This is a genomic window from Paraburkholderia sp. UCT2 (assembly GCF_014397665.1).
In the GTDB taxonomy this organism is placed as follows: domain Bacteria; phylum Pseudomonadota; class Gammaproteobacteria; order Burkholderiales; family Burkholderiaceae; genus Paraburkholderia; species Paraburkholderia tuberum.
In genome coordinates, this window is the sequence record NZ_VZQO01000083.1 from 1 (window position 1) to 12,161 (window position 12,161).

Below are 12,161 nucleotides of genomic sequence, written 5' to 3' on the forward strand. Positions count from 1 at the left end.
CTTGCTCATGGTGGATGGTTTGTTGTTTGCTGGTTTCCGACTTCGACAATCAGATTCTCAGCTGAAACCTCCACCGCCTTCAATCTCCCGCCTCAAATCCCCCATACACCAGATTCGAGCTTAGCTCGCTCGGCCTCCGAGCTGGGACTGCGGCCGAATATGCTCAATCACTATGCACGCGTCACGCATGACGTCGGTGCGACTGCCGACTTTTACGGCCGCATCCTCGGAATGGAACTCGCGAGCACGATCATGGATGATCACGTGCCGTCTACGGGTGATGCCTTTCCCTATTTCCATATCTTCTTCCGGATGGCGGACGGGTCAACGATGGCTTTCTTCGAATGCACCAGTTTGCCTTTGCCTTCGTCTCCGTCCCATCCCGCCTACGACGTCTTCGATCACATCGCGCTTGAAGTGAGCGACACGGACGAACTCATGCGCTGGAAGGAATGGTTGGTCAGCGAGGGCGTAGATGTACTTGGCCCTGTCGATCACAAAGGCATTATTCAGAGCATCTATTTCCGGGACCCAAACGGTTACCGGCTCGAATTGACGACGCCGATCGATCCTGCATGGAACCAGCACACTACCCAGGCGAAGGAAGATCTTAATCATTGGCTCGCCGCGAAAGCAGCGGCGCAAGCCGAAGGTCGGGACGTCTCCGTCGCCATGATTGAGTTGATCGGACAGATCAAGCGCAAGCGCTACGAGACATCTGCGGAAGGAAATAATTGAACATGACCCGTTCCAATCACACCCATGACGTTTCACGGAAGAGCTGGGTCCGCTCAGCCAATGACGGCGCGACGGATTTTCCAATTCAGAACCTGCCCCACGGCGTATTCCGGCGGGCTTCGGGAAACGAAAATTTCCGCGGCGGCATCGCGATCGGCGATCAAATCCTCGATGTAGGCGCTGCTCTGGCAAGGAACCTTTTTCCCGCAGAAGCGCGGGAGGCAGCGCAGGCGGCTGCACGTGCGCCGCTCAACGATTACATGTCGCTATCGCCAGTCAAGCGAAGCGCTGTGCGCTCGGCTGTGTCGTTCCTGCTATCTGAGGACTGTCCTCAGCAAAAGGAGGTTTCCGAATGCCTCGTTCCGCAGGCGGATGCTGAATACGCTCTTCCGGCGCGCATCGAGAACTTTTCCGACTTTTACTCATCGCTCAGCCATGCAACAAACGTCGGCCGTCTGTTCCGGCCCGACAATCCGATCTTGCCGAACTATCGCTGGTTGCCGGTAGGCTATCACGGCCGTACGTCTTCGATTCGTGTGTCGGGACAGGATTTCCGCCGGCCAACCGGTCAACTGAAGGACCCGGGCAGCGCCGAGCCGGAGTTTGCGCCCAGCCGGCGACTTGATTACGAAGCCGAGCTCGGTGTACTCATCGGACAAGGAAACGAACTCGGCACGGCCATTGACATCCAGAATGCTGACGCGCATGTATTCGGCGTTTGCCTGTTGAACGACTGGTCCGCGCGCGACATTCAGTCGTGGGAATACCAGCCGTTGGGGCCGTTCCTTGCGAAAAGCTTTTTCACCAGCCTGTCGCCGTGGATCGTGACGCTCGAGGCGCTCGAGCCGTACCGCACCGGCTTCTCTCGGCCTGAAGGTGATCCTGCGCCGATGCCGCACCTTTGGAGTCCGGAGCTGGCGACACGTGGTTCGATTGATATTCGGGTCGAGACCCTGTTGCAGTCAGCGCAGATGCGAACCAGCGGCGCACCTCCGGCGAGCTTGTCCATCTCGCGTTATCCGGACGCTTATTGGGCAATGTCACAACTGATTGCACATCAGACATCAAACGGGACGAATCTTTGCCCAGGCGACCTGCTCGGCAGCGGGACGCTCTCAGGCCCCGATCCGGCTTCGCGCGCCTGTCTTCTTGAACTCACGGAAGGCGGCAAGCATCCGTTCACGTTGCCGGGCGGAGAAACCCGCACGTTCCTGGAGGACGGCGACACAGTCATCATGCGCGGATGGTGCGAACGAGACGGCTATCGTCGCATCGGGTTCGGTGAGTGCCGCGCGACGGTGCTTCCCGCGCGCCGGCCGTGACGGGTGACGTGAGGATGTAAGGAGCGGCGGTGGCCTTGGCCCACCGCTGGTAGGAAAACATGAACCGTATTGTCCGTAAGAGATAAGCGGCTACCCAGGAATCACCTGGATCGGTGAAGGACAAGGCAACCCAGTGACATGCCCAAAGGGTTTGTCCAAAGCCGGTCCACCATCGTCCGGATGGAGGAGACAAAATGAAATCCGATCAAACCGCCGCGAGCCTCGCGGCAGGCACAGCTTTGCCTGAACATTCCGCAGGAAAGCGCTCGGGCGCGAGCCTTTACCAGATTGTGGTTGCTGCATCGCTTGGATCGTGCTTCGAGGCGTACGATTTGTTCCTCGTCGGCACTATGGCTGCCGTGATTGGCAAGCAGTTTTTTTCCGGTGTCAATCCCGCGCTGTCGCTGATCTTTACGTTGCTCGGATTTGCGGCAGGCTTTCTCGTCAGGCCGCTTGGCGCGATGGTCTTCGGCGGCATAGGCGACCGGCTCGGTCGAAAACAGGTTTTCGTCGTGACGGTCGCGCTGATGGGACTCGCGACCGTGCTAATCGGTCTGCTGCCGACATATGCAACCGTCGGCGTCCTCGCCCCCGTTATGTTCGTCGGGCTACGGCTTGTGCAGGGGTTCGCGTTGGGCGGCGAAAATGGAGGGGCGATGGTCTATGTTGCGGAACACGTTCCGGCAAACCGGCGCGCCTTCTATACGTCATGGCTCCAGATTGCACCGATTGCAGGTCTGATCCTCTCTCAACTGGTCGTGCAGAGCACGCGTTCTACATTCGGCGAGGCGGCTTTTCTTGAATGGGCCTGGCGTGTGCCGTTCGTGCTATCGCTGGTTTTGCTGGCGTTGTCGTTGTGGATGCGTACCCGCATGGGCGAATCACCTGAATTCGAACGGCTGCGCAATGAACACCAGATCTCACGCGCGCCGCTCAGGGAAGCGTTCACCGGTCGTCGCAACATCGTCGCAATGATCTGTTCGCTGTTCGCTCTTGGACCCGGCGCGGCGGTGACTTTTTACAGCGCATTTTTCTACACGCCATTTTTCCTGACTGAGGTGCTGCGCGTTGAGCCCGCAACAGCCAATCTGCTTTCAATGTTTTCGCTCGTCATGGCGGTTTCGATCTTTCTCGCTTTCGGCGTGCTGTCCGACAAGATCGAGCGTAAGACAGTCATCTGCACAGGGTTCATTCTGGTTGTCCTTTGTTATCCGGCGATCTACCGCGGCCTGACGCATTTCGCCAATCCGGCGTTGGAACGCGCCGTCGAGACAGCGCCCGTCGTGGTCGTGGCCGATCCGCATGAATGCTCGACGCAATTCAATGCGCTCGGAACGTCGAAGTTCCATACGTCCTGTGATCTCGCGAAGAGTGCGCTTGTCCGTGCCGGCATCAGCTACACAAATGAGATAGCGAGCGCGGGTGCCGGTGCAATCATCAGGGTGGGCGATAAGGTCGTCGCTTCTTACGACGGCAGCGGGCCGGACGCCCCTGTAAAGGCTAAAGCTTTCGCCGCCTCGCTACGCAGTGCGCTGGACTCCGCCGGATACCCGCAGAAGGCCCCGCCGCACGGTGTGAACCGGCCAATGGTCTTCCTGCTGCTGGTCGCCCTCGCCACTCTTGCAGCCATGACCTACGCACCTTTAGCAGCGGCCATGACTGACCTGTTTCCCGCCAGGATTCGCTTCACCGCGCTTTCCGTGAGCTACCACATCGGCTTCGGCTGGTCGGGAGGATTCCTTCCGGCGGCTGCATTCGCCATCGTGGCTGCCAACGGTAACATGTACGCGGGACTGGCCTATCCGCGAGTCTTCGCACTCGTCGCCGCTGTCCTGGTCATCCTGTATGGTTTGACGTCTCGCTGGGCCCGACAAAACCCTGATGCTTGATACCAATCGAGCGGTCAACGCGTAGTCGTCGTAGCATTCGCGCTGCTCAGATAAGAGCGCCGATGTCGGGGGACGAACTGCGAGGCCGCGTGGACGATATTGGTCGAATGACCCCTGTAAGAACAGAGGGTCGCGTGAAACTTTACAGTTACTTCCGAAGCTCAGCTTCATACCGCGTGCGGATTGCCCTGAATCTGAAACGCCTTCCGTACGAATGCGTGCCGGTGCATCTGGTACGCAATGGTGGAGAACAGTTTTCAAGCGCGTACAGCAATATAAACCCCGAGCGACTCGTGCCAACGCTTATTGACGGCTCGCAACCGCCGATGACGCAGTCGCTTGCAATAATTGAGTACCTTGACGAAATCCAGCCGGATCCGCCGCTCCTGCCGCGAGACTCTGCGGGACGTGCCTATGTACGCTCCCTGTCGCTGCAAATCGCATGCGAGATCCATCCCCTCAATAACCTGCGCGTGCTGAAGTATTTAACGGCGAATCTGGGCCTGACTGAGGAAGCGAAGCTCGCCTGGTACAGGCATTGGGTCGAGGTTGGGCTCGAGTCGCTCGAGACGCGGCTCGTCGCCGACAGGCGGACCGGCAGGTTCTGCGTCGGCGACGCACCGACAATGGCTGACCTCTGCCTTGTGCCACAAGTTTTCAATGCGCAGCGCTTCTCCGTCGACGTCGGCCGCTTTCCGATACTTGCACGCATCAATGAGAACGCAATTACGCTCGCCGCTTTTGCGCAGGCGGCGCCGGACCGGCAACCTGACTCGGCATGAGCGCGTGGGTCGTGAGGAAGGACAGACGTGCGTCCGAACGGTCGCTTCGCTTTGATTGAATGAGGCCTTGTCGTAGAGAAACTTCAGCCCACGCTGACGCAAGGGCCACGGGACAGAGAACCCGCCCGGGCGCTGGATACGGCGGGCGACGACGGGCGAGCAGCAATAACCTGGAGGCTGTCGGATAGCACTCAAGTGATTGCAATATCAGCCGCCTGATGAATTTATAAGGAACTCGCTAGCAAACTCAGTTGCACGCCGCGAGAGGAAACGAAAACCCGCGTTGCCTCTAGCTGCCCGCGCGGACTTTGAGCGGTGGGCGGCTGTTGATCGCTGTGAAGCGGACAAACCGACGTCCCGTGTGCATAGGCTTCGGCCGTCGCCTATCGGCCGTGAACGCCAGTTCAATGAAGGTGGTGTAGAGCAGCCGTTGAAATCTTCGACGGCTGCTCGCGGTCAACGTCTGTGAATGAGTACAGTCGGCCACTTTCGGCCGTTCGACAAGGCCGTTCAGATCCGCGACAATCGCCTCCGATGCCGAGCTTCGGTTTTCCATCTCAACGGTTCGACTTTCCTATGCGGGTGGCATTTTGAATGACGAGAGCTACATCGGTTGGTTGAGACAGAAGGTCGGTAATGGTTTGATACTGAGCCCGTCGGTTGGGGCCGTGATTCACAATCACGAGGGCAGACTTCTCTTGCAAGAGAAATCTTCGGATGAGGCTTGGAGTTTGCCAGCTGGGGGAATTGAACTGGGTGAAAGCCCCCAAGAAGCAATTGCCCGGGAGGTGATGGAAGAGACCGGATACGCCATCCGCATTCATGGCATTCTCGGCGTCTTCGGCGGCCGAGCATTCCGGTACCCGTATCCCAATGGCGATCAGGTTGAATACGTTGCGACGTTGTTTCAGTGCAAGATCACTGGCGGTTCCGGAATTCCTACCGACACCGAAACCAAGGACACCCGGTATTTCAAAAGGCACGAAATGCCCGAACTGGCATTACCGTATACGATCGACGATTTGTTCCTCAAGTTCTAAAAGCTGATGGCAAGCCAGGTACGCGTGATCGGCAGCGGCCGGCCATCGACGCCGGTCGACATACGCCTCGGAATTGCCGACAATCGCTATCCTGAGCAAGATCAAACGCTGCCTAAACTACGGTTCCATGATCATCGACTTTGTCTGGCGTATGGCACTTCGCATCGGATATCCGCTTGCTCGTGTCTGGTGGCACCTTCGACGACCCAGCCATCAAGGCGCGCTTGTCGCAATCTATGTCGGGCAGTCGCTGTTGCTCGTGAAAACATCGTACCGGACCGCTTGGAATCTTCCGGGAGGAAGTGTCCATCCCGGAGAGACGCCCGAGGCAGCCGCGCAGCGCGAAATGGAAGAGGAAATTGGTCTGTCGTCGTACACATTGCTCCCGGTGGGCAGCGTCTGCGGCGCCTGGGACGGACGACGAGACCGGGTGCATTTCTTCGAACTACACCTCGATCGCCTACCCGAGCTGCGGATCGATAATCGCGAGATTGTCGCCGCGCATCTGGCAACGCCGGAGGAATTGCATGGCTTCGGACTGACAGCGCCAGTGGCTGCGTATCTGAGCGGAGATCTTTGCCGTTAGATGTCGACCGGGTGGCATCCCCCGGCTGCCCGGAGCTTGAGAACGCCGCTCGCATCCAGTATGACCGCGCCCCGCCCGCTTGTCCGGCTGACTATCGTGCGCACCAATCTTATGTGGGAAAACAAAAGTGATGAAGAAGACGAGAATTTCGATCATTCTGTTCGTGTTGGCCGTGCTCAGCCCGCTGGCGCATGCGAGCCTGGCTACAGGTGCCCACGAGTTCAAGAACGATGTCAAGACGGCAGTAAAGAAGAGCGGGCATGCTGTGCGCGATGCCGCGCACGCGGTCGGCCACGGTGCGAAGGAGACCGGCCATGCCGTTGCCGATGCAACAAGGCACGGCTATCACGCGACGAAAAAGTTCGTGACAGGGCACGGATAAGGGTCGCTTCGCGGCAACTGAGGCGGCGACTGCGGATCCAGAGCGCCACAGCAGGCCGCTCGTGTCATGGACGATCGCCGCTCTTGGCTGAGTCGTATCAACTGCGACAGCGCGGTCGTTCTGCCGCCAATCTGTGATGTCCAGACGGTGGCCGGCGCTTGCCTAGCCGTTTTCCCACGCTAACTGCCGTTACCGCAGCCTTGCAGCGAGGGGGAGAATTGTCGCCGGACGACCCGCCGGCCACAACCGCCCGACCGCATCCAGCTTTCGTGGCATTAGGGGTTCAGCTGCTACGTCACGTGGGGTTGGACGCCCGGCAGTTTGCATGTGGCGTCATCGGGCAGAAGCCGGCCAGGAAGCGACCTTCGCAGGTAAGTGGATTTGGACATTCAGGCGTCTGTTCCGCCCCAAGAAACGGCCATTCAAATTGCAGTGATGGCAATCACTTCACCGGCCTAAAGGACAGATTCGACAAGCCATCCGTGGTTGCCCAGACGACCGCCTACGTGAACCCGTCCATGTGGCGCACTCCAAAACCGATCGTTTGGCACGGGCCGCCGCCGAGTTGTTGCGTGAGGTGATTGTGGCGTCAGGTGCAATTGCGCTCGCAATCGTGAGCCGGGCGCGCAATGTGCGGCCTGATAGGCATCAGCGCTTATTACAGGTTTGTTTAAATATTCGTACGACCTATATTGGTATTAAAAATGAGGGGGTCAGTGCGTTAGAATGCGCCCTCTTTGTCCATTGAATTTTAAAGAAAAATCCTTTGCCGGCAAAGAACCTCAAAGTCCAAGACGTTGAGCTCATCGGATGCGCGCGCGGAATAAACTCCGTCATCCCGAGCCACATAAGACCAACAATGCCGGTCGCAGCATCACTATGCTGCCCTATGGTCATGGCCAGATAGATGGAACGGTCGCCTCCCGCCTCAACGGGCCGTCCGGCGCCGCAGACTTCGCATGCTGAGCGTAATACATTTGCTGGTTCGGCAGTCCCATCGCCAAGGAGAGTCGCCGCGAACGCATGCTGTCCCTGGGTCGCCAAGACCAAGCGCGAAGCTGTTGAGCTCGGCTTAAAGACGATCATCCGGCTCAAGCAGCAAGAACAACTCCGCCAGTTCCGACGGAAACTCCGGCGAGCTCACCCTCGGCAACCTGTACGACTTCATGTTCACGTCGCTAACCGAGGCGAGGAATAGCCCAGGCGTCTTTTTCGGCCGCCTTTATAACTTTGCTGCTGGCCCGTTCCAGAAACTCGACACTCCCCAAAACCCGACGGGATGGTTTGACTAGAGTAGAACCACTGGAATTCCGACGGGTAATTCGATCAAGTACTAGTCCCCGGTATTCGCAGGCGTGTCCGTCGGCGCCCTGTATTCGCCCGGTGGCGTCGCAGGTTCTTTCGGATCGAACTCCGCGATGAGCTTTGGCCTGAACTACGCGGCGGGTCCGTTTGGCCTCGGTGCGGCGTACACACAGAAGAAATATCCGGGCGCCGGCAATGGTTCACCGCAAATCCCGGTCTGGAATTGGGGTGTCGGGGCGCACTACGTCTGGAGCCCTGCCTACACCGCCGCTGATTTCGCGACCGTGCGCAATTCGTTCTCGGGCGCTGGGGCCTACGCTGGACAGGTCGCCGCAAACTGGCAGATTACGCCCGCCTTGTCGTTCGGTGCGAGCCATATGTACATGAAGGGAAACGTCGTTCTCGACAACAACCATGCGAACCGGTTTGGCGCAACGGTGAACTATTCGCTGTTGAAGAGAACGATGGTCTACGCTGAAGGCGTCTTCCAGCGCGCAAACTTAGGCGCCCAGGCACCAATCAACGGCATCATGGATCTGGAGGGATCGTCGGGCAGCGCGTCACAGCGATTGCTCGCGTCGGCATGCGCACTGTTTTCTAACGCCTTACAGTATTTCGCGAGCGGATTTCATCGATGGGACCGATTGATACCACCGAACGAAAGCGAAACGTCGCCCGGGCGGGCCCGGTGGCACGACCACGCGCAAATCTTGCCGAGAATTGCACATCACATACGCGACCTTAAGACCACGTGCGTGCTCGCTCTCAGCGAGTCGTCACCGGTTCAAACGAAGGCAGGCAACGTGTGCTGGTCGCGATAATAGGCGGATTATCATCGCCAGCCTTCGTCCTCACGATGCATCGCAGAGAGCCGCGCCTGCAGTTGCGCGAGGACCGCCAGATCGCCGATGCCCAGCACGGTAGCGGTGTACAGCATGTGACCCCGGCAGACCGCCGGCCAGACCGCATCATCGTCGTCGAGCGCGAGCCACGCCTCGGGCCGCCGTCGGCAAACGTCGCCCAGACCTGCACACCCCGCGGCACGGACCGGAACCACACCCGATCCATCCAGCTGTGGAAGGTCGGGCCGACCACGCGCCGACGCAACTCCGGCGGCAGACGGCGGGCCACCTTGCGCACGCTGCGGAACACCCGCACCCAGCTCGTGGACCGCACGATGCTCAGCGCGGGGTGCGGCTCAAGGCAGTTCGCCAGCAGCGCCGCGTGTTCAAACAGCGCGTGGCCCGGCGGGCTCGCGACATACGGCCCGGCGTCCGGCCGGCGCCACACCTCCTCCCGATGCAGGACCCCGTCGAAATCGAGATACAGCCCGACGCCTCCCCGCCAGCGCGGCAGCCTGTCCGGCTCCCCAATGGCCCTGCCCGGCCCCACGTCCGGATGCGCATCCACTGCGAGCCAGGATTAGGCACTAGCCGGTGCGGCTGGTGCCTTCGCGCGCCAGAGCCGCCTGCCGCGCGCGGGCTGTGTCGCCAGCGCATACGGCACCGACAACGTCCGCCCCGCAGCGGTCGTGAACCGGGTCACCGTGAGCAGTTGCTTGCCCTGGCCGCGATGTTCGTACTCGGTTGCGCCCACCCGGATCTCGGAAAGCGGTTCGAGCGTCCACTGGCCGACCTCCCGTGCCAGCCTCGTACTCAGTACGGCCGCGTCGCGCAGAACGACATCCCCTCCGACGAACTGCTCGAGCGTCGCAGCGGTTGCGGGCAGGTCCAGCATCACGATCGTCGGGACGGCCCGCGAGCGCGCCCGCGACACCCTGAGAATCAGGACGTCCCGCGGTAACAGTTGCTGAACCGCTGACCATACGCCCCTGCCGGGCAACCCGCCGAAAGGCACGTTGGACGGAGGCACACGGTTAATTTCACTTGTTACAAACATACAGCTACGACCTCAAACGCTTTCATTACCAACGAACTGCTCGCCGAGCATGTGGTCTTCACGACAAAAGCCGACGAAAAAGAACCCACAGACAGACGACCGACAAAATTCCCGCCACCTTATTCACTTATCCCGCGTCTACGCTCGCCGCCACGCCCGCACCTGCGCCAGCCGTTGCCGACTGAGGCGGAGGACGCTTTCAACCCGACATTAGAAACGTGATCCAAAAGTGAAAAGACGATCGCCATCATAAATGGGTCGTAAATGCCGTGGCCAAACGACCATCATACCGCGACCATCATGGGATGCAAAGGGTATCGGTCAAAATGGACGATGCGGGACACCTAGCCGCCATAGGCGCGACGGTTCGCGCTCGTCGGCAGGAATTCGGTGTCTCACAGGAGGCCCTTGCGCACGCGACGGGAATTGACCGCAGCCATATGGGGCGAATCGAGCGAGGGGAACGTAACCTATCTGTTCTAAACCTCATTCGAATTGCTGACGCCCTACACATTCCACCGTCGAAACTTTTCAAAAGCGCTGGTCTTTGAGGCAAAATTGAATCGATCGATTGCAGTTTAGAGCGATGCCCTATTTGCCTCCCGTCTCGCGTAGACATCAAATGAGCCTCGATCGTCAGAAGTAGCTAATGACGACGCGGCACCGATCCCGCTACCGCGAAGAAGCGGTAAGTTCGTCGGGAAATCTACAGGCCACAACATTCAGGTCATGTCCTACGTCCATCTCTACTTGAATGCCCTTTGTGTTATTTAGTTAAGCATACTAAAGATAAATTCGCTCTTTTCTTTTATGTCTACATGAACGCCCCCGTTTGCGCCAGATGTTCGAGGTCTTGACGAATAGGATGGGCTGCAGCTCTACATCCGGCCTCTTTGCAGCATCCGCTTCGCTGCCGGCCCCTATGAAATCCGCTGACTCACGCCTCATTCAAATCGCGAGCTTGTGAAGCTCAGACATAAAAGCAGGTTTGGTGAATCCCGGGTCCCGCCCGATTTGTCATTACACTCGAATGCCGCCGCAACTTTTGACGTTCCATCCCGTGAAACAAGAACCTCTCCAGCAGACCGATGAAATCAGGCTGGCCTGGGGCTGACGTAATCCTTCCGGTAGGGCTGTTGATGCGCCAGCACCGCCCAGATTATTCGGGCAAGCTTGTTAGCCATTGCGACGATGACGACGTTCAATGGGCGTCGCTGTTTCATCTGTTCGACCCAGAGACCTGGCTCTTTCGCGCGATAGATGATGCTCCGCGCGCCGTGAACCAGCAGAGTTCGGAGATACGTGTCACCTCGCTTGCTAATTCCCTGCAACTTGATGGTGCCGCCGGAACCCGTCTGTCCCGGCACAAGTCCTAGCCAGGCCGCAAACTCACGGCCAGACTTGAAGGCTTGGGCATGCCCCATCGTTGCCACGGCAGCTGTTGCGGTAATCAGTCCTACGCCGGGGATCGCTGCGATTGCCTTGGCCGCCGGATCATTTTTCATCCACTCCCGCATCCGGCACTCGATCTGGCCGATCTGGCGGTCCACCTCATCCAGACCTTTCCATTGCTCTCGCAGCGTATCGATCAGTATCGCAGGCAAGCGTCCTGACAATCTTTCCAGAACTCCGATCATTGCCTTGTCCAGCGCCGCCCTCCCTACTCCCATCACCTCGCCGTACTCGCTTAGCAAGCCGCGAAGACTGTTCGTTTGCATGGTGCGAAACTTGACCAGTTGTTGACGCATACGATGCAGTGCAAGAATGGCCTGTTGCGCTTCACTTTTCACGGCAACTTCCTTGCAATCCATCTGGGTGGCCATCCAGATCGCCCGCGCGTCGGCCGCATCGTTCTTATTGCGGATGTTAAACGCCTTGACGAACTTCGCGGGCATCAGCTTTACCCGATGCCCCATTTCGATCAGCCGTCGGGCCCAATGCTGTGATCCGCTGCACGACTCCATGCCGATGAGGCACGGTCTGCGATTGGCAAAGTATTCGAGAAACGCCGCTCGCTTGATCGGCCGGTTCACGATTTCGCCGCTATCCGGATCCACCCAGTGAACCTGCATTACGTTCTTTGCGATGTCCACACCCACGATCGTATGTGCCATGACAGATCCCTTGGTTCGGTTGACCAGATGAGTATGATCAACCACTTCTCGAGCTGACAGAAGTGCCGCATAGCAGTAGATCGCACACACGGACCGACTGGGTG

The 12,161-nt window shown here is 58.9% G+C and carries 11 protein-coding genes and 1 pseudogene; 9 read left to right on the plus strand and 3 right to left on the minus strand.

The window, feature by feature from the left end; genetic code table 11:
* The 8 genes from F6X39_RS35105 to F6X39_RS35145 form a co-directional block, all read left to right on the plus strand.
* Positions 1-738: VOC family protein (locus F6X39_RS35105; RefSeq protein WP_316251757.1), on the plus strand; the 738-nt coding region annotated here is incomplete at its 5' end.
* A gap of 2 nt (positions 739-740) precedes the next feature.
* Positions 741-2,060, plus strand: a complete 1,320-nt coding sequence (gene fahA / locus F6X39_RS35110; protein WP_187620000.1) for a fumarylacetoacetase — start codon at positions 741-743, stop codon at positions 2,058-2,060.
* 194 nt (positions 2,061-2,254) lie between these two features.
* Positions 2,255-3,949: an MFS transporter gene (locus tag F6X39_RS35115; RefSeq protein WP_262414919.1), complete on the plus strand. Its 1,695-nt coding sequence runs from the start codon at positions 2,255-2,257 to the stop codon at positions 3,947-3,949.
* Between the two features lie 134 nt (positions 3,950-4,083).
* Complete coding sequence (gene maiA, locus F6X39_RS35120; protein WP_187620001.1) at positions 4,084-4,731, plus strand: maleylacetoacetate isomerase; 648 nt, start codon at positions 4,084-4,086, stop codon at positions 4,729-4,731.
* Between the two features lie 590 nt (positions 4,732-5,321).
* Positions 5,322-5,771, plus strand: a complete 450-nt coding sequence (locus tag F6X39_RS35125) for an NUDIX domain-containing protein (protein WP_187620002.1) — start codon at positions 5,322-5,324, stop codon at positions 5,769-5,771.
* Between the two features lie 127 nt (positions 5,772-5,898).
* Positions 5,899-6,357: an NUDIX domain-containing protein gene (locus tag F6X39_RS35130; RefSeq protein ID WP_187620003.1), complete on the plus strand. Its 459-nt coding sequence runs from the start codon at positions 5,899-5,901 to the stop codon at positions 6,355-6,357.
* Positions 6,358-6,487: 130 nt separating this feature from the next.
* Positions 6,488-6,739 (plus strand): hypothetical protein, encoded by a 252-nt coding sequence (locus F6X39_RS35135; RefSeq protein ID WP_187620008.1) that lies wholly within the window; start codon positions 6,488-6,490, stop codon positions 6,737-6,739.
* A gap of 1,355 nt (positions 6,740-8,094) precedes the next feature.
* Entirely contained in the window at positions 8,095-8,865 is a 771-nt protein-coding gene (locus F6X39_RS35145; protein WP_316251758.1) for a porin, read from the plus strand.
* A gap of 250 nt (positions 8,866-9,115) precedes the next feature.
* Here the strand turns inward: F6X39_RS35145 and F6X39_RS37750 are convergent.
* Positions 9,116-9,454: pseudogene (locus F6X39_RS37750) on the minus strand (HAD domain-containing protein); the annotation flags it as partial.
* A 12-nt stretch (positions 9,455-9,466) separates the two neighbouring features.
* On the minus strand, positions 9,467-9,781 hold the full coding sequence (locus F6X39_RS35155; RefSeq protein ID WP_262414921.1) for a hypothetical protein: 315 nt from the start codon (positions 9,779-9,781) through the stop codon (positions 9,467-9,469).
* A 467-nt stretch (positions 9,782-10,248) separates the two neighbouring features.
* Between F6X39_RS35155 and F6X39_RS35160 the strand changes: the two genes are divergently transcribed.
* Entirely contained in the window at positions 10,249-10,494 is a 246-nt protein-coding gene (locus F6X39_RS35160) for a helix-turn-helix domain-containing protein (protein WP_187620005.1), read from the plus strand.
* A 543-nt stretch (positions 10,495-11,037) separates the two neighbouring features.
* Here the strand turns inward: F6X39_RS35160 and F6X39_RS35165 are convergent.
* Positions 11,038-12,057 (minus strand): IS110 family transposase, encoded by a 1,020-nt coding sequence (locus F6X39_RS35165; protein WP_187620006.1) that lies wholly within the window; start codon positions 12,055-12,057, stop codon positions 11,038-11,040.
* Positions 12,058-12,161 lie beyond the last annotated feature (104 nt).

What these genes read in the sequence shown, in the direction of transcription:
- F6X39_RS35130 (WP_187620003.1), top strand. Translation starts at nt 5,899, where the DNA reads ATGATCATCGACTTTGTCTGGCGTATGGCACTTCGCATCGGATATCCG.
- F6X39_RS35115 (WP_262414919.1), top strand. Translation starts at nt 2,255, where the DNA reads ATGAAATCCGATCAAACCGCCGCGAGCCTCGCGGCAGGCACAGCTTTG.
- F6X39_RS35160 (WP_187620005.1), top strand. Translation starts at nt 10,249, where the DNA reads ATGCAAAGGGTATCGGTCAAAATGGACGATGCGGGACACCTAGCCGCC.
- F6X39_RS35155 (WP_262414921.1), bottom strand. Translation starts at nt 9,781, where the DNA reads ATGCTGGACCTGCCCGCAACCGCTGCGACGCTCGAGCAGTTCGTCGGA.
- F6X39_RS35135 (WP_187620008.1), top strand. Translation starts at nt 6,488, where the DNA reads ATGAAGAAGACGAGAATTTCGATCATTCTGTTCGTGTTGGCCGTGCTC.
- fahA (WP_187620000.1), top strand. Translation starts at nt 741, where the DNA reads ATGACCCGTTCCAATCACACCCATGACGTTTCACGGAAGAGCTGGGTC.
- F6X39_RS35165 (WP_187620006.1), bottom strand. Translation starts at nt 12,057, where the DNA reads ATGGCACATACGATCGTGGGTGTGGACATCGCAAAGAACGTAATGCAG.